Source organism: Williamsia sp. MIQD14, assembly GCF_051025635.1.
GTDB lineage: Bacteria > Actinomycetota > Actinomycetes > Mycobacteriales > Mycobacteriaceae > Williamsia_A.
Genome location: NZ_JBPFDG010000004.1, coordinates 255290 through 279247 on the forward strand (window position 1 = coordinate 255290; position 23958 = coordinate 279247).

Annotated in this window: 21 protein-coding genes; 17 read left to right on the forward strand and 4 right to left on the reverse strand. The window is 69.2% G+C overall.

Annotated features, from left to right (window positions below; all coding sequences use genetic code 11):
* Nucleotides 1–32: 32 nt before the first annotated feature.
* The 3 genes from ACQ7HM_RS15825 to ACQ7HM_RS15835 are packed head-to-tail and all read left to right on the forward strand — an operon-like array spanning nucleotide 33 to nucleotide 3717.
* Nucleotides 33–1889, forward strand: coding sequence for a circularly permuted type 2 ATP-grasp protein (locus ACQ7HM_RS15825; protein WP_434217196.1), 1857 nt, complete (start codon nucleotides 33–35; stop codon nucleotides 1887–1889).
* The gene (locus ACQ7HM_RS15830) at nucleotides 1886–2872 is read left to right on the forward strand and encodes an alpha-E domain-containing protein (RefSeq protein WP_045823200.1); all 987 of its coding nucleotides are present in this window, start codon (nucleotides 1886–1888) and stop codon (nucleotides 2870–2872) included. The genes ACQ7HM_RS15825 and ACQ7HM_RS15830 overlap by 4 nt, the downstream gene beginning before the upstream one ends.
* The gene (locus ACQ7HM_RS15835; protein WP_434217197.1) at nucleotides 2869–3717 is read left to right on the forward strand and encodes a transglutaminase family protein; all 849 of its coding nucleotides are present in this window, start codon (nucleotides 2869–2871) and stop codon (nucleotides 3715–3717) included. Before ACQ7HM_RS15830 ends, ACQ7HM_RS15835 begins: the two co-directional genes overlap by 4 nt.
* A gap of 87 nt (nucleotides 3718–3804) precedes the next feature.
* Here ACQ7HM_RS15835 and ACQ7HM_RS15840 read toward each other — a convergent pair whose 3' ends face one another.
* Together ACQ7HM_RS15840 and ACQ7HM_RS15845 are read right to left on the reverse strand one after the other, a co-directional pair.
* Nucleotides 3805–4371, reverse strand: a complete 567-nt coding sequence (locus ACQ7HM_RS15840; RefSeq protein WP_434217198.1) for a TetR/AcrR family transcriptional regulator — start codon at nucleotides 4369–4371, stop codon at nucleotides 3805–3807.
* A gap of 35 nt (nucleotides 4372–4406) precedes the next feature.
* Nucleotides 4407–5264, reverse strand: a complete 858-nt coding sequence (locus ACQ7HM_RS15845) for an esterase/lipase family protein (RefSeq protein ID WP_434217199.1) — start codon at nucleotides 5262–5264, stop codon at nucleotides 4407–4409.
* 60 nt (nucleotides 5265–5324) lie between these two features.
* On the opposite strand from ACQ7HM_RS15845, the gene ACQ7HM_RS15850 reads away from it, so the two are divergent.
* Genes ACQ7HM_RS15850 through ACQ7HM_RS15890 form a run of 9 tightly spaced genes read left to right on the forward strand, consistent with a single transcriptional unit; the run spans nucleotide 5325 to nucleotide 15914 of the window.
* Nucleotides 5325–7262, forward strand: coding sequence for a multicopper oxidase family protein (locus ACQ7HM_RS15850; RefSeq protein ID WP_434217200.1), 1938 nt, complete (start codon nucleotides 5325–5327; stop codon nucleotides 7260–7262).
* On the forward strand, nucleotides 7262–8053 hold the full coding sequence (locus ACQ7HM_RS15855) for an MlaE family ABC transporter permease (protein WP_434217201.1): 792 nt from the start codon (nucleotides 7262–7264) through the stop codon (nucleotides 8051–8053). The genes ACQ7HM_RS15850 and ACQ7HM_RS15855 overlap by 1 nt, the downstream gene beginning before the upstream one ends.
* A 26-nt stretch (nucleotides 8054–8079) precedes the next feature.
* Nucleotides 8080–8901, forward strand: coding sequence for an MlaE family ABC transporter permease (locus tag ACQ7HM_RS15860; RefSeq protein WP_434217202.1), 822 nt, complete (start codon nucleotides 8080–8082; stop codon nucleotides 8899–8901).
* 4 nt (nucleotides 8902–8905) lie between these two features.
* Entirely contained in the window at nucleotides 8906–10108 is a 1203-nt protein-coding gene (locus tag ACQ7HM_RS15865) for an MCE family protein (protein WP_434217203.1), read from the forward strand.
* Nucleotides 10108–11127 (forward strand): MCE family protein, encoded by a 1020-nt coding sequence (locus tag ACQ7HM_RS15870; RefSeq protein WP_434217204.1) that lies wholly within the window; start codon nucleotides 10108–10110, stop codon nucleotides 11125–11127. Before ACQ7HM_RS15865 ends, ACQ7HM_RS15870 begins: the two co-directional genes overlap by 1 nt.
* Entirely contained in the window at nucleotides 11124–12152 is a 1029-nt protein-coding gene (locus ACQ7HM_RS15875) for an MCE family protein (protein WP_434217205.1), read from the forward strand. The genes ACQ7HM_RS15870 and ACQ7HM_RS15875 overlap by 4 nt, the downstream gene beginning before the upstream one ends.
* On the forward strand, nucleotides 12149–13378 hold the full coding sequence (locus ACQ7HM_RS15880) for an MCE family protein (RefSeq protein ID WP_434217206.1): 1230 nt from the start codon (nucleotides 12149–12151) through the stop codon (nucleotides 13376–13378). Before ACQ7HM_RS15875 ends, ACQ7HM_RS15880 begins: the two co-directional genes overlap by 4 nt.
* Nucleotides 13375–14541, forward strand: coding sequence for an MCE family protein (locus tag ACQ7HM_RS15885; RefSeq protein ID WP_434217207.1), 1167 nt, complete (start codon nucleotides 13375–13377; stop codon nucleotides 14539–14541). The genes ACQ7HM_RS15880 and ACQ7HM_RS15885 overlap by 4 nt, the downstream gene beginning before the upstream one ends.
* Nucleotides 14538–15914, forward strand: a complete 1377-nt coding sequence (locus tag ACQ7HM_RS15890; protein WP_434217208.1) for an MCE family protein — start codon at nucleotides 14538–14540, stop codon at nucleotides 15912–15914. The genes ACQ7HM_RS15885 and ACQ7HM_RS15890 overlap by 4 nt, the downstream gene beginning before the upstream one ends.
* An 18-nt stretch (nucleotides 15915–15932) precedes the next feature.
* Here the strand turns inward: ACQ7HM_RS15890 and ACQ7HM_RS15895 are convergent, their stop codons facing one another.
* Together ACQ7HM_RS15895 and ACQ7HM_RS15900 are read right to left on the reverse strand one after the other, a co-directional pair.
* Nucleotides 15933–16598, reverse strand: coding sequence for a hypothetical protein (locus tag ACQ7HM_RS15895; protein ID WP_434217209.1), 666 nt, complete (start codon nucleotides 16596–16598; stop codon nucleotides 15933–15935).
* Complete coding sequence (locus ACQ7HM_RS15900; protein WP_434217210.1) at nucleotides 16595–17200, reverse strand: hypothetical protein; 606 nt, start codon at nucleotides 17198–17200, stop codon at nucleotides 16595–16597. The genes ACQ7HM_RS15895 and ACQ7HM_RS15900 overlap by 4 nt, the downstream gene beginning before the upstream one ends.
* Before the next feature lie 103 nt (nucleotides 17201–17303).
* Between ACQ7HM_RS15900 and ACQ7HM_RS15905 the strand changes: the two genes are divergently transcribed.
* From ACQ7HM_RS15905 to ACQ7HM_RS15925, 5 genes are all read left to right on the forward strand, one after another.
* Complete coding sequence (locus ACQ7HM_RS15905) at nucleotides 17304–18500, forward strand: alpha/beta hydrolase (RefSeq protein WP_434217211.1); 1197 nt, start codon at nucleotides 17304–17306, stop codon at nucleotides 18498–18500.
* Between the two features lie 122 nt (nucleotides 18501–18622).
* Nucleotides 18623–19822, forward strand: coding sequence for an oxygenase MpaB family protein (locus ACQ7HM_RS15910; RefSeq protein WP_434217494.1), 1200 nt, complete (start codon nucleotides 18623–18625; stop codon nucleotides 19820–19822).
* Nucleotides 19823–19870: 48 nt separating this feature from the next.
* Nucleotides 19871–21235 (forward strand): homogentisate 1,2-dioxygenase, encoded by a 1365-nt coding sequence (gene hmgA, locus ACQ7HM_RS15915; RefSeq protein WP_434217212.1) that lies wholly within the window; start codon nucleotides 19871–19873, stop codon nucleotides 21233–21235.
* The gene (locus ACQ7HM_RS15920) at nucleotides 21235–22716 is read left to right on the forward strand and encodes an aldehyde dehydrogenase family protein (RefSeq protein ID WP_434217213.1); all 1482 of its coding nucleotides are present in this window, start codon (nucleotides 21235–21237) and stop codon (nucleotides 22714–22716) included. The genes hmgA and ACQ7HM_RS15920 overlap by 1 nt, the downstream gene beginning before the upstream one ends.
* Nucleotides 22716–23933 (forward strand): CaiB/BaiF CoA transferase family protein, encoded by a 1218-nt coding sequence (locus tag ACQ7HM_RS15925; RefSeq protein ID WP_434217214.1) that lies wholly within the window; start codon nucleotides 22716–22718, stop codon nucleotides 23931–23933. The genes ACQ7HM_RS15920 and ACQ7HM_RS15925 overlap by 1 nt, the downstream gene beginning before the upstream one ends.
* Nucleotides 23934–23958: the final 25 nt, after the last annotated feature.

A 23958-nucleotide genomic window follows, 5' to 3' on the forward strand; every position in this document is an offset into this window, starting at 1 on the left:
GACTCGGCCCATGTGGGGCAACATGGTTGGTTATGAGCCCCGGAACCTCCTCCGAGAACACCGACACACGGTCCTCGGACGGACGACAGCGTCCCACCAAGGCATCGGCGTCCGGCGGCGCGAAGAAGGCGTCGCCGACCGCCAGGGCCGGCAAGATCGCCGCACCCGACCGTAAGCCGAGCAGCGCCCCGGCGGCGCGTCGGTCGGTGGGTCCGAAGAACGGTCGGATCGAGAAGTCGAGTTCGAAGACCGCCGGTGGTGCGACCGGTATCTTCTCGGGCTACTCCAAGGGCCCCTACGAGAACGCCTTCGACGAGATGTTCGACGCGAACAGCGAGGTGCGCACGCCCTACCGGGGGATCCACAAGGCGCTCGCGCCGTCGGACCGCGCCGATCTGAACAACCGCGTCGACGCCCTCGGACGTGCGTTCGTCGACCAGGGCATCACCTTCTCCCTGTCCGGCCAGGAGCGGCCGTTCCCGTTGGACGTTGTGCCACGGGTCATCTCGGCCGCCGAGTGGGCCAAGTTGGAGCGGGGCATCACCCAGCGCGTGAAGGCGCTGGAGATGTTCCTCGACGACATCTACGGCGAGCAGGAGATCCTGCGCGACGGCGTCGTCCCCAAGCGACTGGTCACCTCGTGTGAGCACTTCCACCGACAGGCCGTCGGCATCAAGCCCCCCAACGGTGTCCGGATCCACGTCGCCGGGATCGACCTGATCCGCGACGAGCAGGGCGATTTCCGTGTGCTGGAGGACAATCTGCGGTCGCCGTCGGGCGTCTCGTACGTGATGGAGAACCGCCGCACCATGGCGCGGGTGTTCCCCGACCTGTTCTCGAGTCACAGGGTGCGCGCCGTCGCGGACTACTCGAGTCAGTTGCTCAAGGCCCTGCGCGCCTCGGCGGCGTTCAACGAGGCCGATCCGAACGTCGTGGTCCTGACACCGGGTGTCGCGAACTCCGCCTACTTCGAGCACTCCCTGCTCGCCCGGCAGATGGGTGTCGAACTCGTCGAGGGTCGCGACCTGTTCTGCCGCGACAACGTCGTCTACATGCGCACCACCCAGGGCGAACAGCGCGTCGACGTCATCTACCGCCGTATCGACGACGACTTCCTCGACCCCATGCAGTTCCGCCCCGACTCGATGCTCGGGGTGGCGGGCCTGCTCAACGCCGCACGCGCGGGCAACGTGGTGATCTCGAGCGCGGTGGGCAACGGTGTCGGTGACGACAAGCTCGTCTACACCTACGTGCCGGAGATCATCGAGTACTACCTGGGCGAGAAGCCGAGCCTGGGCAACGTCGACACCCTGCGATGCTGGCTCGACGACGAACGCGACGAGGTTCTCGACCGCATCGACGAGCTCGTCGTGAAACCCGTTGAGGGTTCGGGTGGTTACGGCATCGTCTTCGGGCCCGACGCCACCCGCGACGAACTCGACGTGCTGGCCCGCAAGGTGCGTGCCGATCCGCGCGGCTGGATCGCGCAGCCGGTGGTGCAGCTGTCGACGGTGCCGACCAAGATCGGGGACCGGTTGCAGCCGCGCCACGTGGACCTGCGGCCGTTCGCGGTGAACGACGGCGAGTCGGTGTGGGTGCTGCCCGGCGGTCTGACCCGTGTGGCGCTGCCGGAGGGGTCCCTCGTGGTCAACTCGAGCCAGGGTGGTGGGTCTAAGGACACCTGGGTGCTCGCGTCGCGGGCGTCGGAATCCGAACGCGAGCTCGGCGGTGAGGAACTGGTGAGCGGCAAGGATCTGCCGCCGGCGACCCAGACCGAACAGGGTCCGGAAGCGATGGCGAGCAGTCAGCAGCAGCAGCAACAACAGCAACAGCAGCAGCAACAGGGCCGTGTCGACACTCGGTTCCAGTCGCAGGGGGTTCTCGGATGATGTTGGCGCGCAACGCCGAATCGTTGTACTGGATCGGTCGATACGTGGAGCGGGCCGATGACACGGCGCGCATCCTCGACGTCGCCGTCCACCAGTTGCTCGAGGACGCCACCGTCAACCCCGACCGCACCTGTCGTCTCGTGCTGCAGGTGCTGGGCATGGAGGCACCCGACGACGACGTCGAACTCGACGTGTGGTCGCTGACCGAGCGTGTCGCCTACGACAAGAAGGGCCACGGTTCGATCGTCGACTGCATCGCCGCCGGACGCGAGAACGCCCGTGGCGCACGCGAGGTCACCTCCAGCGAGATGTGGGAGTGCCTCAACACCACCTACAACGGGCTGTCGGAGGCCGAGCGGTCGGCGCGCAAACTCGGCCCCTACGAGTTCCTCTCGTACGTGAAGAACCGTGCGGCCATGTTCGCCGGACTCGCCGACGCGACGCTGAGTCGCGACGACGGTTACCGCTACCTGCTCCTCGGTCGATCGGTGGAGCGGGTCGACATGACCGTGCGGATGTTGCTGTCGCGCGCCGGCGACCGGTCGGGTTCGCCGGCGTGGGTCACCGTCCTGCGGTCCGCCGGAGCGCACGACACGTACCTGCGCACCTACCGCGGCGCGCTCGACGCGAGCCGCGTGGTCGAGTTCATGTTGCTGGACAGGCTCTTCCCGCGATCGGTGTTCCACGCGATCACCCTTGCCGAGCAGTCGCTGATGGAGCTCGACAACCGTCCCAACAGTCGCGTCGGTGCGCGGGCCGAGGCCCAGCGCGTTCTCGGACGCGCCCGTAGCTCACTGGAGTTCATGCAGCCGGGCCTGTTGCTCGACGATCTGCAGGACCGACTGCTCGCCCTGCAGGAGGCGTGCCGCGACCTGAACGAGGCTGTCACGCTGCAGTATTTCCACGTCTCGCCCTATGTGGCGTGGGCCGACGTGCGCGCGAGCTCCGCCGAGGAGCACTTCATCGAGGAGAGTGAACTGTGAGCTGGCGCCTGCGGGTCGTGCATTCCACCGGATTCGCCTACAACGCACCGGTGACGTCGTCGTACAACGAGGCGCGGTTGACCCCGCGCAGCGACAATCGGCAGAACGTCATCGTCAACCGCGTCGAGACCGTCCCGGCCACCCGGTCGTATCGCTACACCGACTACTGGGGCACCGCGGTGACGGCGTTCGATCTCCATGCGCCGCACGAGGAGTTGGAGGTGTCGGGGTCGTCGGTGGTCGAGACCGAGGCCGGGCAGCGTCCGAACGAGACCGAGCAGACCGACTGGGACGACCTCAAGTCGGAGTACGTGATCGACCGCTTCGACGAGGTGTTGGGCAAGACCGATTATGTGCCGCGCAACCGCCCCCTCGCCGCGACGGCGCGCAAGCTCGCCAAGGGACTCGATCCCGAGGCCGCGGTGGTGGCGATCTGCAGTTGGGTGAACGCCGAGATGCAGTACGTCCCCGGCACCACCGGTGTGCACACCAGCGCGGTCGACGCGTGGAGCGAGCGCAAGGGTGTGTGCCAGGACTACGCGCATCTGACCCTGTTGATGCTGCGCAGTCTGGGGATCCCGGCCCGCTACGTCTCGGGGTATCTGCACCCGAATCGCGATGCGACGATCGACGAGGTCGTCGAGGGTCAGAGCCACGCCTGGATCGAGGCGTGGACCGGTGCGTGGTGGGGGTACGACCCGACCAACGACGTGCCGATCAACGAGCAGCACGTCTCGGTGGGTATCGGTCGCGACTACTCGGATGTGCCGCCGCTCAAGGGGATCTACACCGGCGGCGGTGCCACCGACCTCGATGTCGTGGTGGAGATCACCCGGCTGGCGTAGTGGTCGGGTACGGCGGTGATCTCCACCGAAAAGGTTGACGCAGTGGAGATCACCCGACTGGCGTAGTGGTCGTCTCCGGAGTCCGGGTCAGGTGAAGATGACCTCGATCATCTTGTGGATCTGTTCGGGGTTGGGCGTGGGAAGACTGCCTCTGCTCTCGACGAATCCGATACCGGCGTAGACCAGGAGTCCCGCACGGATGCGGGCGTCCTCGGGAGCCAGTCCGAGTTCGGTGAGGGTCTGTTGCACCACCTCGAAGATCCGGTTGTCGAGTTGCGCGACAGCGTCGGCGACGACGGGGTGGGTGCGAGCCCATTCGCGGACGGCCGATTCCCGCGCCCAGGTCTGGTGGTCGACGAGGCGTCGCGTCATCTGTTCGATGCGCTCGGCGGGTGGTGCCGCGCCGAGTTCGGTGAGACCGCGGAGGTAGGCGTCGGACTCGGCGGTCCATGCCGCCGACATCGCCTCGAACAGCCCGTTGATGTCGGCGAAATGCCAGTAGAAGCTGCCCTTGGTCACGTTCAACCGTTGACAGAGGGTGACGACCTTGACCGCGGCGACACCCTCGGCGGTCAGCAGGTCGAACGCGGCGGCGATCCAGTCGTCGGCGCGCAGCCGTGGGGTCTTTCGCCCTGTCGACGGAACGGTGGTCACGTCTCTCGCCTTCGATCGCGGTCGGAGTCGGTGGATCACCCGCGCGTGGTGGCGACGACGAGCGATCGGACCAGCGTATCGGCCGGAAGCCGGAAATGATCGACGTTCGCCCGCGGGTCGACCGTCTGCAGAACGATGAGCCGTGCTCCGGGTGCCGCGGAGGTGCGGGGGTCGCCGGCGAGACCGTCGGTGCGGGAGGCGATGTCGACGTAGGCGACGCCGGGGGTGGGGAAGACGGCCCGTCGCATCGCGACGAGGAAATCCGATCCGGTGACGAGTTGTCGGCAACTCGCGCAGATCGGGTCGACGATCGGTCGCTCGAGTCGCAGCACGGTGTCGTAGGTCCCCAGCCGCCGGCTGACCTGTTCGACGTCGGCGATGCCGGCGACATCGGTCCCGTTCCAGAGTGGCCCGATCGTGACGAGCCGGGCGATCCGGGCGGCGGCGACACCGTGCTGCAGCGCGTACTGCACGGCGAGTGCACCGCCCCCGTGGGCGACGACGGTCAGCGGTCCCGCGGGGGACGCGGTCGATCGCAGGTAGCGCGCCACTTCGCTCCCGGAGTCCTCGAGTGACGTGAGGCCGTTCAGGCGCGGCCCTCCGGCGCGGGCGAGAGCCGTTGCGGCCGGGGTGATCCCGTAGTCGACGGTGGTGACGCAGGCCCCGGATCTCTCGAGGTCCCGGCGTAGGCCCGCCATGCTCGCGGTGTCGGAGGCGACCTCGCCGACGAGGAGTACGGGTCGATCGCACGACACCGGTCGGGCGGTGGCCGGACCGGACATCAGCACCGTCGATGCGACGACGGTGGCCGCGGCCGCCGCTGTCGTGAGCCCTCGCAGGTGCCGACGCGTGCGCAGCCGTCGGAGTCGGTGGGTCGGTTCTCGGGAAGTCACAAACCACACCATACCGAATGGTACTGTCGCCGGAGTTCGGATCGACGAGACGAGGGTTCGGTGTCACACGAGATCAATCGGCGGAAGCTGTTGCGGACGACGGCGGCCATCGGCGGCCTCGCCGCGGTCGGTGGTCTCGCGCCGCGAGCGGCCGCCCGCCCGGATTACCCACCCGCGTACCCGTTCCCGGTGCCCACGATCTTCCATTCGCCACCGCTGGCGAAGTTCGTCGACGAGATGATCCGTCCGCCGGTGCGTTCCGGCGTCGGCGAACTGTCGATCACGGCCCGCTCCGGGCGTGCGCGGATGCATCGTGACCTGCCGTCGGTGCCCTCCTTCGGCTACTCCGACATGCCCTACCTCGGAGCGACCATCGACGGTCGCGTGGGCGAGCCGACCACGTTCCGCTACCGCAACGAGCTGCTCCGACACCCGTTCGCCGCCGACATCGACACCACGCTGCACGGCGTGAGCGAGTCCTATCGCGACCGCCCGCCCAACAGCCTGCACCTGCACGGCGCGGTGACCGCCCCGGACAGCGACGGCAACCCCGAACGACTCCTCCTGCCGCGGGTCGGCACCGCGGTGCACCACTATCCGAACCGGCAGGAGGCAGGACACCTCTGGTACCACGACCACGCGATGGGGATCACGCGCTCCAACGTCTACGCCGGACTGGCGGGCAACTTCCTCCTGCGCGACGACCACGACACCGGCGACGCCTCGAACCGGGTCGGACTGCCGTACGGCGACCACGAGATCCCGCTCATTTTGCAGGAGAAGATCTTCACCGCCGCCGGACACATGAGCATCCGCTCGACACCGGTGGTCCCGCAAGGTCGGTGGGAGGGAGGCGCCGTCGGGGACGTGGGGATGATCAACGGGACCGTGTGGCCGAAGATCACCGTCGATCGCGGGCTCTACCGGTTCCGGATCCTCAACGCCGGCTCCTACAGCGTGTGGACCCTGCACCTGTCCGATGCCACCCCGATGTGGGTGATCGGGAACGAGGGGGGACTGCTCGACGCGCCGGTCGAGGTCCGGTCGTTCCGCATCGCGCCCGGAGAGCGGTACGACGTCCTCGTCGACTTCTCGCGACTGCGTCCCGGCGACACCGTCGACCTCTGCAACAGCGAGGACCCGCCGTTGCAGGCCGCGATGCTCGGCGAGGTCCGGATGCCGGTGTTCGGTCGCTTCGTGGCATCGGCACGCAGCGGATTCCGCGGCCCTGTACCGAGCAGGCTCCGCGGCCGCCCCGGTCTCCCGGATGCGTTGCCGCCCATCGCCCGAGCCGGTTCCGTGCGCAATGTGACCGTCAGTCAGCCCTACGCACTCCGGTTACCGCCGGCGATCATGTCGCTCAACAACCTGCGCTACTCCGACCCGCAACTCGAGATGCCCCGGCAGGGGACCACCGAGATCTGGAACATCATCAACATCACCCCGGATCCGCATCCGATCCACATCCACCTCGTCACCTTCCGCATCCTCGGTCGACGACCGCTGCGCACCGTGGAGTACCAGGCGGCACACCCCCAACCGGCGATCGGCGTGCGCTGGGCCCCGGCGCCCGACCGCTTCTACGGTGGGCGCAGCCGTGGCCCCGCCCCGTGGGAGGCCGGGTGGAAGGACACCGTGCGCACCGACGGTGGGACCGTCACCCAGGTCGTCGTCCGGTTCCCGACCGCCGAGGAACTCGGCTTCGACCCCGACGCCACCTTCCCGGCCGACCCACTCGCGGGCACCCTCGACACCACCGGATCACGTGCACCCTCGGCGCCCCCGGCCACCACCGAGACCCCGAGCGCGCCATCGGCTCCCACCCGGGACGACCCCGCCGCGACGCACCCCGCACCCGACCACTCCATGCACGACGGGATGCACCACGCCGCGGGACCCCACATGCACCCGACCACCCTGCAGGGCTACGTGTGGCACTGCCACATCCTCGACCACGAGGACCACGACATGATGCTGCGCTACCGCGTGAGGGCCTGATGGCGTCATCCTCGACGTCGGTCGTGGCGACGACACGGGGCGCCTTCGGTGCGATCGGGGAGTTCTACGCCCTGTCCGCCGACACCGCGAGGGCGATCTTCCGGCGACCGGTGCAGGTCGACGAGTTCGGTGCGCAGGCGCTGTTCCTCGTGCGGGTGTCGCTGATCCCCACCATCCTCATGTCCATCCCGTTCACCGTCCTCGTGGTCTTCACCCTCAACTCGCTGCTGGGCGAGATCGGTGCGAAGGACCTCGCCGGTGCGGGAGCCGGGTTCGGCGCGATCACCCAGATCGGCCCGCTCGTCACCGTTCTCGTCGTCGCCGGTGCCGGGGCGACCGCGATGACCGCAGACCTCGGGTCACGGACTATCCGCGAGGAGATCGACGCGATGGAGGTGCTCGGCATCGATCCCGTCGCCCGCCTCGTGGTGCCTCGCGTGCTCGCCTCGACGGTGGTCGCGGTGCTGCTCAACGGAACCGTCTGCGCGATCGGCATCGTCGGCGGGTTCGTCTTCTCCGTCTTCGTCCAGCACGTGGGGGCCGGCGCCTATGCGTCGGGGGTCACGCTGCTGGTCGGGCTCCCCGAGCTGGTGCTGTCGGAGGTGAAGGCCGCTCTGTTCGGTCTGGTGGCGGCGCTCATCGCCTGCTACCGCGGACTCTCGGTGTCGGGTGGCCCCAAGGGCGTCGGCAACGCGGTCAACGAGACCGTGGTGTTCGCCTTCGCCGCCCTGTTCGTCCTCAATCTCGTCCTCACCGCAATCGGCGTCGCCCTCGGCGGGACGGTGCTGTGACGCTCGCACAGCGGCCGTCCGCACGCATGACCACCACACAGCTACGGCGCGTCGGGGATTCGATCGACCGGTTCGGCGCGCTCGCGCGGTTCACCGTGGTGTCGGTCGCCTCGACCGGGCGCGCCGTCCGCCGCCACCGCGTCGAGACCCTGCGCATCATCTCCGAACTGAGCCTCGGGACAGGGGTTCTCGCGATGATCGGCGGCACCGTCGTCATCATCGGGTTCCTCACCCTCTTCGCCGGCGCGACGGTCGCCGTGCAGGGGTTCAGCACACTCGGCGACGTCGGGGTCGACGCGCTCACGGGGTTCCTCGCCGCCTACGTCAACGTCCGTGTCGTCGTCCCGGTCACCGCGGGCGTGGGTCTCGCCGCGACCATCGGCGCCGGCACCACCGCCCAACTCGGTGCGATGCGGATCAGCGAGGAGATCGACGCCCTGGAGGTGATGGCCATCTCGTCGGTGCCCTACCTCGTGGGCACCCGCATCGTCGCCGGGATGGTGACGATCATCCCGCTGTACGCACTGGGCCTCATCACGTCGTTTCTCGCCAGCCGGGTCGTGACCGTCGTCGTGATGGGCCAGTCGCCCGGCGTCTACGACCACTACTTCGCGACGTTCCTCATCCCGACCGACGTGATGTGGTCGTTCCTGCAGGCACTGGTGATGGCCGCGGTCGTCATGATCATCCACACCTACTACGGGTTCCACGCCACCGGCGGACCCGAGGGGGTCGGCATGGCCACCGGGCGTGCGGTGCGGCTGTCGCTGCTGGCGGTCGTCACGGTCACCCTCGTCATCGCGCTCGCCCTGTACGGCAGTGCACGTCAACTGCGTCTCGCCGGATGACGCCATGACCACCGCCACGACCTCGAGAACCAGGGTCTCCGACACCCTGATCACCAGGGCCTGCGCACTCGCCGCGGCATGTCTGCTCGCAGCCGTCGGCTACGTCACCGTCGCCGCGTTCCGCGGCGATCTCGCCGACACCGTCACCGTGTCGGTCCACACCCCGCGAGCGGGCCTCGCGATGAGTCCGGGTTCGCTCGTCACGCGCCACGGGGTGACCGTCGGTCGCGTCACCTCCGTCGACGACACCGGTGACGGCGCCGTCGTGTGGATCGCGGTGGCCGCCGACGCCGCGCGCTCGGTCCCCGTCGACACCGGGGTCGACATCTCCTCGCCGACGGTCTTCGGCGCGAAAGCCGTTGCGCTGACCGATCCTCCCGTCACCCGGGCCCGGGGACTGACCCGTGGCCAGACGATCGACGCCGATTCCGTGAGCGTCGAGGTCGACACCGTCTTCGAGTCGCTCACGCGGGTTCTCGGCGCGGTGGAGCCCGCCAAGCTGAACTCCGTGCTCGGCGCGCTGGCCGGGGCGTTGCGGGGCAACGGCGCACGCATCGGTGCCGCGATCGACGACACCGACGCGGTGGTCCGGTCGGTGAACGCGCGACTGCCCGCGCTGAACCGGGACCTGCGGTCGGGGGCGACGACCGCGCAGATCTACGCCGGCTCGGCCGACGACCTCATGGCGTCGCTGCGCAACCTCACACCGACCGCCCGCACCCTCGACGAGCGATCCGGCGATCTCGACGCGGTGCTGATGTCGGCGATCGGCCTCGGCGACAGCGGCAACCGCGTGCTCTCACCGAACTCGGGTGCGCTGGTCTCGGCCATCCAGTTGCTGCAACCCACCGCGGAACTCCTGGCGCGGTATTCGCCGGAGTTCAGCTGCTTCCTGAAGGGCGCCGACCTCGCCTCGGAGAACGCCGAGAAGGTCAGTGGCGGAAACGGTTCGACCATGTTGCTCAACTCCACCATCGTCCTGGGTGCCGCGCCGTACACCTATCCCGGCAACCTGCCGAAGGTGTCGGCCGGGGGAGGACCACGCTGTGGGGCCCTGCCGCGGCTCGGTGCCGGCGACATCCCCGCGCCGTACGTCGTGGCCGACACCGGCGCGAACCCGTACGCCGACCGGCCGACGTCCCCGCGCCTGGTCAACGGTCCGATCCTGCAGCTGCTCCTGGGCAGTGATTGGGCGGGGCAGCGGTGATGACGCGGTGGCGGTGGCTGCGGCTCGGTGTCTTCGTGACGGTCGCCACCCTCGTCCTCGGCGGTCTGTTCGTGGTGTTCGGTGACGTCCGGTTCACCAGCACCCGCGGATTCCACGCCGAGTTCTCCGACGTGTCGGGGCTGCGATCGGGCGACCGGGTGACCGTCGCCGGGGTCGAGGTCGGCTCGGTCTCGGGTGTGCGGATCACCGGGAAGAACCGTGTGCGTGTCGATCTCGGGGTCGACGACTCCTACCGACCCACCCGCGGAACCCGCGCCATGGTCCGCTACCTCAATCTCACCGGCGACCGGTACCTCGAGCTGCTCGACGGTCCCGGTGCTCCCACACCCCTGCCGGCGGGCGGCACGATCCCGCTGCAGCAGACGACGCCCGCCCTCGATCTCGACCTGCTCCTCGGCAGTTTCCGTCCGCTGCTGCGTGCCGTCGCCCCCGACCAGGTCAACCAACTGTCCTCGGAGGTGTTGGCGGTCCTGCAGGGCCAGGGCGGCACCGTCGCCTCACTGCTCGCGCGTACCGCGTCGCTCACCTCGTCCCTCGCCGACCGCGACGAGGTGATCGGTGGTCTCATCACCAATCTCAACGCGGTCCTGGGGACCCTCGACGATCATCGAGACGACTTCTCGCAGGCCTTGTCGTCGGCCTCGCAGCTCGCCGCCGGCCTCGCCGCGGACTCCTCGACCGTCGGGACGGCACTGACCCGCGTCGACACGGCTGCGGGCTCACTCGCCGACCTCCTGGGCGACACCCGCGACCCCGTCCGGGACACCATCGGCGAACTACGACGCACCGCAACCCAACTCGACGCCGGACGCGACACGGTGAACAGCGTGCTGGGACGACTGCCCGATACCTACACCGCACTCACTCGGCTGGGCGCCTACGGGAACTTCTTCAACTATTACCTGTGCGGTATCCGACTGAAGCTCACCGGCCCTGACGGGAAGGACCTCACGACGCCGCTCATCGGCCAGGACCATGGGAGGTGCGCGCCGCGATGATGAACCGATACGACCGCGTCGACACCGTGCGCACCGGTGCGGTCGGGCTGATCGTGACCGTTCTGGTCGCCGTCGCCGCAGGCAACGTCGGCACACTGCCGTTCCTGTCGTCGGAACGCGAGTACACCGCAGAGTTCGCCGACGCCGGCGGGTTGCAGGTGGGGGCGGGCGTGGAGGTCGCGGGCGTCGACAGCGGAACGGTGCGGTCGATCGATCTCGACGGCACCCACGTCGAGGTCACGTTCACCGTCTCCGGCGACCCGCGCCTGGGATCGGCCACCCGCGCGTCCATCGCGACGGCGACCGTCCTGGGCACCCGCAACCTGCGACTGACCAGCGAGGGTGGCGGCGCGTTGCGGGCAGGGAGCGAGATCCCGCTGGCGCGGACGACGTCGCCGTATGACCTGTCGACCATCCTCGGCGACCTCGCGCGCAGCACCGCCGCGACCGACACCGATCAACTCGCCGATTCCTTCCGCGCCCTCGACGACACGTTGTCGCAGACCCCGGACGAACTGCGTTCCGCAATAGACGGTGTCGGCCGTCTGTCGCAGACCGTCGCCGCCCGTGACGCCGATCTACGGTCCCTGCTCGACCGGGCCCGGCGGGTGACCGGGGTCCTGGCCCAGCGCAGTGAGCAGATCACCAAGCTCGTCCTGGCCGCCGACGAGATACTCGGCGAACTCGATCGCCGACGTCAGACGGTGGAGACCCTGTTCGCGAACGTCTCCGCGCTCGCGCGCAGCCTCACCGATCTCGTGCGGGACAACCGAGCCCAGCTCACCCCGACCCTGACCCGGGTCAATTCCGTGCTGGGGGTGTTGCGGGACAACCGCGACAACATCGGCAGGGCGCTGGCCGACCTCGGCCCGTATGTCACCGAACTCGGGGAGGCGGTGGCGAGCGGGCCGTTCTTCAGCTCCTACATCACCAACCTCATCCCGGGTCAGATCATCGAACCGTTCATCCGCGACGCGATGGCACGGCAGGGTCTGCCGACCCCCGAACGACAGGGTGGACGATGAGAGCACGTCGTACGTGGGCCGTTCTCGCGGCGATCGTCGCCGTGGCGGCCGTGGTGTCCTACGCCGTGGTCCCACGACTCACGACCTACTCCGTGCGGGTCGAACTCCCCTCGGCCACCGGGCTCTACGTCGGTGACGACGTCCGCGTGGTGGGTGTTCGGATCGGTGAGGTGTCCGAGGTGCACCCGCGGGTCGATCACGCCGAGGTGGTGCTGCGGCTCGACCGTGCACGACCCGTCCCCGCCGAGGCGACCGCCGTAGTGCTCAACCAGTCGCTGGTGTCCGGTCGGTTCGTCCAGTTCACCCCGGCGTGGACGAGTGGGGCGCGGATGACCGACGGCGCGGTCGTCCCCATCTCCCGCACGGCGGTCCCCGTCGAGTGGAACGAGGTCACCGCGCAACTCGAACGCGTGTCGAAGGCGCTGGCACCCCGCAACGGCGAGACCATGGGTGCCGCCGGTGCACTCGTCGACTCCGCCGCCGCCAACCTGCGCGGACAGGGCGGCGCGCTGAACTCGACCCTCGGATCCCTCTCCGCCGCGCTGCGCACGATCTCCGACGGCCGCACCGACCTGTTCGGTGTCGTCCGGAACCTCGCGGTGTTCGTCGAGGCCCTGTCCGACAGCGACCAGCAGATCGTCTCCTTCAACCGACGGATGGCGTCGGTTGCCGCGATCCTCGACCGCAACCGTGACGACATCGGTTCGGCGCTGGGCGATCTCGACGTGTCACTGGGGGAGGTGCGTTCCTTCGTGAAAGACAACCGGCCCGGCCTCTCCGACGCGCTGAAGAACCTGAACCTGGTGGCCGGCGAACTGGCCTCACACCGTGACGATCTCGCCCAGGTGCTGCACGTCACGCCCACCGCGTTGGCGAATCTGAACAACATCTACCAACCCGCGCACAACTCGATCACCTCGGCGTTGGCGCTGAGCAACTTCGCCAACCCGGTGCAGTTCGTGTGTTCGGCGATCGCGGCCGCCCAACAGAGCAGTGCCGAACGCGGCGCGTCGCTGTGCGTCCGGTATCTCGGTCCGCTGCTGTCGCTGCTCACCGCCGAGTACCCGCCGATCGCGTTCAATCCCACCCGTGGCGTCGGCGCGCTACCCGACCAACTCGTCTACAGCGAACCGTCGCTGCGGCCGGCGACGCCCTCGGCGAAAAAGGGTGCCACACCGTCCACGCCCGACCTGCCGTCGATGCTGGTTCCGCAGGGAGGTCGATGATGGCGGCCCGCGGACTCCGGCGTCGCTCGCCCGTCGTCGCCGCCCTCGCGGTGGTCCTGGCGTGCACCGTGTCCGCGTGCGGCTGGCAGGGGATCAATTCGATCGCGCTCCCGGGCACACACGGCCGCGGTGACGGTGCGTGGACGGTGCAGATCCAGATGCCCGATGTGGTGACTCTGCAACGCAATTCGCAGGTCCTCATCGACGACGTCGAGGTGGGTCGCGTCGCCGATCTGCGGGTGCAGGGGTCGCATGCGCTGGTGACGGTGTCGCTGGATGCACACACCCGGGTGCCGGCCAATGCGACCGCCACCATCGGACAGACCACCCTGCTCGGATCGGCACACATCGAACTCGGGGTCCCACCCGGACAGACGGCGCACGGGTCGCTGCGCAGCGGCGACACCATCGATTTGGCGCGCGCGGGTGCGTACCCGACCACCGAGCAGACCCTCGCGACGGTGTCGATGGTGCTCGGCGGAGGCGGGATCGACCAGATCCAGGACATCACCCGCGAGGTGAACGCCGCACTCGGCGGACGCGAATCGGCGGCCCGGTCGGTGATCACCCGCCTCGACACCCTCGTCGGTGATCTCGACGGGCAACGCGCCCAGATCACCCGGGCCATCGAGGGTCTCGACGACCTGACGACCCGGGTCGCCGCCCAGCGGGAGACGCTCGCCGACGCGATCGAGTCGCTGCGCCCGGCGCTGTCGGTGTTGGCCACGCGCCGCGTCGATCTGACCCGCGCCCTCGACTCACTCGGTGATCTCTCCCGCACGGCGACGTCGATCGTCACGGCGTCGGGGTCGGCGTTGCGTGCCGACCTCGCCGCCCTGCCACCGATTCTCGGTTCTCTCGCCGACTCGGGGAAGTCGTTGACCGAGTCGACGCGGTACCTGCTGACCTACCCGTTCCCCATCGACACCTACGCCAACGCCGTCCGCGGTGACTACGCCAACGGCGAGGTCACCCTGGATCTCCGGCTCAAGACCCTCGACAACGCGCTGCTCCTCGGTACCCCGTTGCAGGGGATGCTCTCCGGCGTCGAGGGCATCGTCGGGCGCGCGGCCCCGTCGTCCTCCTCGCGCCCGGCGCCCGGTCTGACCGACCTGCTGACACCCCGACCGGCGGTCGGTCGGTCCGGGGAGGGGGCACCGTGAACCTGACCCGGATGATCCGGTGGAAACTCGGCGTCTTCGCTGCGATCTCGGTGATCGCCGTCGCGATCGTCGCCGTGCTGTACGCGCAACTGCCGCAGCAGGCGGGGATCGGCCGCTATGCGGTGACCGTCGAGATGACCTCCGCGGGAGGCCTCTATCCCAACGCCAACGTCACCTACCGCGGCAGCGTCGTCGGACGGGTCACGTCGGTCGACGCCACCGACACCGGTGCCCGTGCCCGGTTGTCGATCTCGTCCGATGCCCACATCGCCGCCGACCTCGACGCGACCATCGCGCCGATGTCGGCGGTGGGGGAGATGTACGTGGCCCTCGACCCGCGCAGTGGGGCGGACCCGCACCGCGACCTGACCGACGGTGCGGTGATCGGCGTCGACCGGGTGCGTCTGCCGACACCGGTCTCCGACGCCGTGGCACAGGTGCAGTCGCTGCTCGCATCGGTCGACGCGACAAATCTCCGTGTGGTCATCGACGAGAGCTTCGCGGCCCTCGATGGACAGGGGCCCGCGCTGCGGTCGCTGGTGGACTCCGTCAGCGACATCATGGCGCAGGCCGCCGACACGATCGAGCCGACAGCCACGGTGATCGACGAATTGGGTCCTCTCCTCGACAGCCAGGTCGACAGCGCCGACGCCATCGGTGCCTGGGCGGCATCGCTGGCCCGGGTGACCGGATCACTCGCCGGTTCGGACGCGTCCCTGCGCGGTGTGCTGGCCAAGGCGCCGGGGGCGGCGTCGGAGGCCACCGCACTCTTCGACGACGTCGCCCCCACCGTGGGCATCCTCCTGGCCAACCTGACCACCGTCGAACAGGTTCTCGCCGTGTACAACCCGGCGCTGGAACAGGTACTCGTCCTCTATCCGCCGCTCATCGCCGCCACCCAGGGAACCGGACTGGTCAACGCCGACGATCCCGGCCAGAACACGTTCTTCGCCGCCGCCGGCCTCAACGACCCGCCACCCTGCATCACAGGCTTCCTCGACCCGTCGCAACGTCGGTCGCCGGCAGACCTGTCACCGGCACCGGCCCCGAAGAACCTGTACTGCAAGGTCGACCCGAGTGATCCGCGGTCGGTACGCGGTGCCCGCAACCTCCCCTGTCTCGAGTATCCCGGCTATCGTGCGGCGACCGTGACACTGTGTCGTCAACTCGCGGGCGGGCGTGCGCTACGAGTCCCGGCGGCCCCCGTCGTGGCGTCGGAGCCGGTGTCGGCGCCCCGGCCGGTCGTCGCGGCGCGCCAGTACGATCCGCGCCGCGGCGAGTTCGTCGGCGACGACGCCCGCGTGACCCGCGTGACCGGGGTGCGGGCGCACGGGCCGATCCCGCTCCGCGACCTGTTGGTCCCGCCGGGTTGAGGTCCGGGTGCGGCCGCGTCAGATCGGTTCGAAGCGGTCGATCAGCCACCGCCCGTCGACCTCGGTGAGATGCACCCGGATCGCGGTCGACGTCACCGTCGCCGCCCCCGACGCCGGCGTCACCGACTGGTTGACGAACACCAGCGCCCCGGCCGAGCCCTTGTCGACGCGGATCGTCGAGGTCCCCGCGATGGCGGCCTCCGACGACAATCCGCGGGTGCGTGCGTTCGGGGCGATGGCATCGGTCCCCAGCTTGGTGTAGTAGTCGCGGAAGTCGCCGGTGAGAAACGTTGCCGCGCGGGCGAGATCGGCGTCGACACTCCCCGCACGGTAGGTCAGTACCGCACGGGTCCCGTCGGTCGCCGCGGTCATCACGTCGGCGCGGGATGCCGCGACCGCGGCCGAATCGCGGTGCTCGAGATGGAAGTACAGCGAGGTGGCACCCAGTGCGAGCACCACCGCGCCCACCCCGCCGGTGAGAACGGCCGCACGCCGTCGCGGGCCCCGCCGGGTTCTCCCGGTCGGCTCAGGGCCGTCGGTCGGCTCGGGGCTGTCGGTCGGGTCGGGGCCGTCGGACGCCACCTGCTCGTCCCGGTTGTCCGGCGCACCGTCGGTGTCCGTGATCGTGTCGGGCTCGTCGGCCGTGTCGACGGCCGGTGTGTCGAGGTCGTCGTGTGTGGTCATACCGCGAAATCCACCTTCGATGTGAGGATGCGGCCGCCGTCGTGAGCGAGCGCGAGTCGGAGACGCCATACGCGGGGCTCGTTGTCGGCGCCGGCGCCGTTGGTGACCGTCGACGTCGCTGCGATCAGCACGCTCGCCGTGCGGGAGTCGGAACGCTCGATTCCCGCTTCGGTGACCGAGCCCTTCGTGCTCACCGCGGCCTGACGCACCACGGACACGAAACTGTCCGCGCGCGACGCGAACTCCGACCGGAAGTCACCCGTACCCCCGTCGAGGATGCGGTCGGTGACCGCCGAGGCATCGGCGGGGTCGACCGTGATCAGGTTCAGCACCATCTGACGTGCCGCCGACAGGTAGCGCCCGTCGAGTGCCACCCGCTCGTTGTCGGCGACGGTCTCGGCGTGCGTCCACCATGTCGTCACACCGGCACCGGCCATGAGCAGTGCGGCCACCACTGGCACCACCGCACGACGGAGTCGCTGAACCGAAGCCCTTCCGGGCGTGGGTTCCTCGACTGTGTCGACGCCGCCGTCGACGGTGGTGATCGCCTCGGCGTCGGTGGTCTCGTCGCTGGTTGCCTCGGCGGCGCCGGCTCTGGTCATGGAGGTCTCCTCGAAGTCGAATCACGTACCATCCGGTATGGTACAGTCCGCGTGTGATTCAGGTCGCAGAACGCGACCCCGTCGAGAGGGAGGTACGTCGCCGGTGATCGCAGATCTCGTCGACCGGTTCCAGCGCATACCGTTTCGCCCGGCGAACGACGGTCGCGTGGAGAGTCATTCGGGCCTGACCCGCCACTATCCGACCCTGGCGGCGAACTTCGTTGCCGGCGAGACGTACTCGCGCGAGGTCGGCATCCTCATGGCGCATCCGGCGTCGAGCTTCATCACCCACTTCCTGCTTCGCGGGCTCGCCGAGCGCGGGTTGCCGATGATGGCGGTCAACACCCGCTACACCACCAACGAGCCGGCGCTGATCATGGAACGGGCCGCCGACGACCTCGGTCAGGGAGTGCGGTGGATGCGCGAGGAGCTGGGATTCGAGAAGGTGATCCTGCTCGGGTTCTCCGGAGGCGGCTCGCTCGCGTCGTTCTATCAGTCGCAGGCACTCTCACCGACGATCACCCGGACACCGGCCGGCGACCCGGTGGATCTCGGGGAGTGCGAACCGGCCGACGGACTCGTCCTGGTCGGTGCACATCCCGGGCGTGCGCGGGTACTCCGGCACTGGATCGACGCCGCCGTGACCGACGAGGCCGATCCGTATGCGACCGACCCCGGACTCGATCTGTACGCACCCGATCGCACCGTCCCGCTCGACCGTGAGTGGGTGGCGGCCTACCGCGACGCGCAGCTCGCCCGTGTCCGTCGGATCGACGCCTGGGCGCTCGACCAGATCGAACGCCTCGAACGGACGGGCGCGTCCGATCGCGCGTTCGTGGTCCACCGCACCGTGGGCGATCCCCGTTTCGTCGACGTGACCCTCGATCCCAGTGACCGTCGGGTCGGCAGCATGTACGGCGACCCGCAGGCCGCCAACTCCGCCGCCGGAGGGCTCGCCCGCTTCGCGACGGCGCGGAGTTGGTTGAGCACCTGGAGTTTCGACCACACCCACGCCGATGCCCTGCGCAACCTCACCACGGTCACCACCCCGACCCAGGTCGTGTGCCTGCGTGCCGATCAGGCGGCCTTCGTCAGCGAGTCTCGCGACATGGTGGCGGCCTCGGCCGATCCCGACGTCGCGTCGGTCGAGCTCGACGACCTCAACCACTACCTCGTCGACCAACCCGACGGTGTCGGCCGGATCGCGCAGACCATCGGCGACTGGCTGCCCACCCGGGGGTTCGGCGTCGGCGAGTACACCGTCCACCGTCCCGACCACCACGCAGCGGAGATCGCATGACCACCCACGCAGACAACCCGCCTGTGCCCCCCGCGCCCCCCACGGGTGCCACCGGCGAGCGGTCGGGCTTCGACGACCTCGTCCACCCCGACGTCGCGACGGCGTTCCCGTATCGCGAGGGGATGTCCACGCCGGGGATGCTGCGCGCGCGCAGCATCGCCCGCCGACTCACCGGCAAGGACCTGTTCCCGACCCAGTCGCAGATCGACGACTTCTGCGCCGACATGTTCACCGCCGACCCGGTGGCCGAACGATTCGTCGACGAGGTGTTCTACGGCGACATCGGTCCGGTCGAGGGTCGCGCGATGTTGAAGAAGGCTCTCGCCGAGGGCCTCTCGTCGATCGACGACCCACCGCCGTCGATGATCGCCCTGTTCGAGGAGTTCGAATCGGTGCCCGACTGGGTCGATCCCGCCCAGGTCGAGGCCGGCGCCCGGATCTGGCGCCGGTGGGGGACCATGCTGTTCAGCGTCGCGGGGGGCATCACCCTGGAGATGTACACCGAGGCGGCCGTGGCAACCCCGCTGTCGTTGGCCGGTGGCTACGCCGGCGACAACGCATTGCGACGATTCCTCGAGACCGCACGGTTCTGGATCGACGTCTCCGAACCGGGGGAGTTGCTGTCGCCGGGATCGACCGGTCGGGCGACGGCCATGATGGTCCGCGTCATGCACGTCTCGGTGCGCAGACGGGTCGCCGAACACCCCGAGTGGGACACCTCCCGGTGGGGCATCCCGATCAGCCAGTCCTACATGATGATGACCCTGCTCGGCGGCAGCGTCGCACCCGCTCTGGCGCTGTGGACCACCGGGATCCAGACGACGCGCTCGGAGATCTACGACCTCATCGCCTTCCAGCACTACCTCGGACACGTCGTGGGGGTGCGCAGCCGCTGGTACCCGCAGACCATCGCCGACTCGTTGCGTCTGCTGGCGCTGGTGTCGGTGGCACGCAGCCACGACGCCGGGGACCACGGCGCCGAACTCATCACCTCGTTCCCCAAGGCCTTCGCCGCCCGCGACGGTCACACCGGGATCCGACGACTCCGCGAGGTCTACAACGGCGGCGTCTACGCCGCCTACGCGCGGCTGTTCATGTTCCCGCAGACCTACCGCCGCTACGAGATGCCGACCGCGTTCCCGTGGCTGTTGTGGGTCCTCGGACGCGTACCCCTCGTCAGCGCGGTCGAACTGGCCCGACGCGTCCCCCCGGTCGGCCGCGTGCACGAGAAGTGGATGCGGTGGCACCGCGAGAGCTGGTACCGCGCCCAGATGGACGGCCGCGAAGCGCAATTCGATGCTTCGGGTGCCCTGCGGCGCTGACCGGCCCACCCACCGCCGCCCCATCCACCTGCGAAGGGATCCACCACGATGACCCAGATCACCGACCGTCCGGTGCCGGACACCTCGGCCCCGGCGCGCGTGACACTCGACTACCTCCATGGCTTCGGCAACGAACACCACTCCGAGGCGCTGCCCGGTGCACTGGTGTGGGGACAGAACTCGCCGCAGCGCGCACCGATGGGGCTCTACGCCGAGCAGATCTCCGGGACCGCGTTCACCGAGCCACGCGGGATCAACCGGCGCACGTGGATGTACCGGATCATGCCCACCGCGGCACGTCGCGCCTATCACCGGATCGACGACGGGAACCTGGCCTCGGCACCGGTGGCCGGACCCGCCGACCCGAATCGACTGCGCTGGAACCCGTTACCCCACGAGACCTCCACAGGGGACTTCCTCGACGGTCTCTACACGATCGGCGCGAGCGGAGATGTGCTGGGACGTACCGGTATCGGTGTGCACCAGTACACCGCGGCGGAGTCGATGACCGATCGCTACCTCGCCGACAACGACGGCGAACTGCTCATCGTCCCCGAGAGCGGCAGCATCCGGGTCCGCACCGAACTCGGGGTCATCGAGGCCCGGCCCGGCGAGATCGTCCTGATCTCGCGCGCCATCACGTTCGCGGTCGACGTCGTCGACGGACCGATCCGCGGGTATGTCTGCGAGAACTACGGCGCACCGTTCGTGCTGCCGGATCTCGGACCCATCGGCGCCAACGGTCTCGCCCACGCCCGCGACTTCCGCCACCCGGTCGCGGCGTTCGAGGACCGACCGCGCATCGTCGAGCACGTCGTGAAGTTCGGTGGGCACCTGTGGGCCACCGAACTCGACCACTCCCCACTCGACGTGGTGGCGTGGCACGGCAACCACGGTTGTCACGTCTACGATCTCGAGGCGTTCAGCTCCATCACCAACGGCAACGTCGACCATCCCGATCCGTCGGTGTTCACCGTCCTCACCTCGCCGTCGGGGCATCCCGGACAGGCCAACGTCGACTTCGTCGCCTTCCCGCCCCGCTGGATGGTGGCCGAACGAACCTTCCGTCCGCCGCACTTCCATCGCAACGTGATGACCGAGTTCATGGGGCTGATCTACGGCGTCCACGACTCCAAGGCGGAGGGCTTCCTGCCCGGCGGCGCGAGCCTGCACAACATGTTCGCTGCGCACGGCCCCGATCTCGCCACCTTCGAGATGGGGACGAACGCCGACCTCGAACCGCAGTACCTCGCCAACACCATGGCGATCATGTTCGAGACACGCTTCCCGCTCGTCACCACCCCGACGGCCATGTCGGCCGCGCACCGCCAACCCGACTACGACGCCGTCTGGTCGGGTCTCACACCGCATTTCGATCCCACCGCTCGCACCGACACCGATCCGAGGACCTGATGACCGCACCCGCTCTCGCCCCCGTCGTCGATCCGGTACTACCGGACCCGACACTGCGCATCGGCGGTGTCGCTGTCGCGGCCTCCGACGGAGGCACCTACACCTCGATCAACCCGGCCGACGAGTCGACGGTCGTCGAGATCGCCGCAGCGACGGCCGACGACGTCGACCGGGCCGTCTCGGCGGCGCGTGCGGTGTTCGACAGCGGTGTCTGGTCGGACCTCCCGGGATCGGAGCGCGGCCGGATCCTCGCGCGCGCCGCCGACCTCATCGAGGCCGACGCCGAGAACCTGGCCGCGCTCGAGGCCGTCGAGATGGGAAAGTTGTACCAGCACAGCGTCGCCGGTGACATGCCCGTCACGGCGGGGACGTTCCGACACTTCGCCGGGTGGGCGGACAAGATCACCGGGCAGACGACCGCACTGCCCGACTTCGCCGGACAGCATCGGTTCGGGTTCACGATGCGCCAACCGGTCGGGGTCGTCGGTGCGATCACGCCGTGGAACAACCCGGCGGTCATCGCCGGATGGAAACTGGCACCGGCGCTCGCCGCGGGGTGCACCGTGGTGGTGAAACCGGCCGAGGACGCGGCGCTGTCGACCATCCGACTCGCCGAGCTGCTCACCGAGGCGGGTCTACCCGACGGCGTCGTGAACGTGGTCACCGGCCTCGGACCGGTCGCCGGCGCCGCGCTCGCCGGACACGCGGGCCTCGACAAGATCACCTTCACCGGCAGCCCGCGCGTCGGGCGCGGCATCACCCCGCTCGCGGGCGACAAGTTCCGCAAGATGACCCTGGAGCTCGGCGGCAAATCGCCCCAGATCGTCTTCCCCGACGCCGATCTCGACGCCGCCATGCCCTGGATCGCGATGGGCAACTTCTATCACCAGGGGCAGGTGTGTGCCGCCGGCACCCGCGTCCTCGTGCACGAGTCCATCGCCGACGACGTCGTGGCGCGCCTGGCCGCCATCGCGGAGAGCTCGGTGATCGGCGATCCGCGCGACCCCGCCTCGACGATGGGCACCATCGTCAACGCCAAGCAGCTCGACGGCATCCTCGGCTACATCGAGACCGGGAAATCCGAAGGTGCGCAGCTCATCACCGGCGGCGCGCGCGTGGACCGACCGGGGTTCTTCGTCGAACCCACCGTCTTCCGTGGCACCAACGATCTCACCATCGCGCGTGAGGAGATCTTCGGGCCCGTCGCCACCGTCATCACCTTCCGCGACACCGACGAGGCGATCCGGATCGCCAACGACACCCGCTTCGGACTCAACGCGATGATCTACACCTCGGACCTGTCAACCGCGCACTCGGTCATCCCACGGCTACGGGTGGGGACGGTGTGGGTCAACGGCTGGGGCGTCCCCGAACCGCATCTGCCCTGGGGTGGACGGGAAGCCAGCGGTTTCGGTCGCGAACTCGGTCTGTCGGGGGTCACGGCACACACCGAGGAGAAAACCGTCCACCTCGCCTTCTGATGACGACCACCACAGACGACACCGGTGCACTCGCCGGCGTCCGCATACTCGAGCTCGGTTCGCTGATCGCAGGGCCGTTCGCGGCCCGGCTCCTCGGCGACATGGGCGCAGACGTCATCAAGATCGAGGCCCCGGGCCAACCCGATCCGCTCCGTACCTGGGGACAGGCGGAGGTCGACGGCGAGCATGTCTTCTGGACCGTCCACGCGCGCAACAAGAGGGCGGTCACCCTCGACCTGCGCACCGAGACGGGACGGTCGATGTTCCTCGATCTGGTCGAGCGCTCCGACGTCGTTGTCGAGAACTTCCGCCCCGGGACTCTCGAACGCTGGGACCTGGGATACGACAGGCTGGCACAGCGTAATCCGCGGATCGTCGTCGCCCGCGTCTCCGGATACGGGCAGACCGGCCCCGACGCCCACCGCGCGGGATACGCCTCGGTGGCCGAGGCGGTGAGCGGGTTGCGCTACCTCAACGGGTTCCCCGGCGGCCCGCCGCCACGGCTCGCGCTGTCGCTGGGGGACACCCTCGCCGGCGTCTTCACCGCGAACGGGGTCCTGGCGGCGTTGCACGCCCGCACACGCACCGGCGTCGGTCAGGTCGTCGACGTCGCCCTCACCGAGGCCTGCCTCGCGGTTCTCGAGTCCACCATCCCCGACTACGACGTCGGCGGGGTGGTCCGGCAGCCGTCGGGCACCCGGCTCGACGGTATCGCCCCGTCGAACCTCTACCGCTCCCGCGACGACGTCTGGCTGGTGATCGCGGCCAACCAGGACACCGTGTTCGGGCGGCTCGCCGGCGCGCTGGGCCGTCCCGAGTGGGCGGCGGACCCGCGCTTCGCCGACCACCTCGCCCGTGGACGCAACCAGGACGTCCTCGACGCGGCCATCGCCGACATCGTCGCCGACCACGACGCCGACGAGCTCACCGAGACGCTCTCCGCGGCAGGGGTTCCGACCGGCCGGGTGAACACGGTCGCCGACCTCGTCGTCGATCCACAACTGCGATCACGCGACATGCTCGTCAATCACCACGACGAACGTCTCGGACGAACCGTGTTGGGGCCGGGGGTGATCCCGCGTCTGACCGGTACCCCTGGCTCGGTCCGTACGGCGGGCCCGGCATGTCCGGGACTGCACAACGCCGAGGTCTACACCACATTGCTCGACCTGACCGACGAGGACCTCGATGGCCTCGCCCGGGAGGGGGTCATATGACCGACATCCATGTACACCACCACGA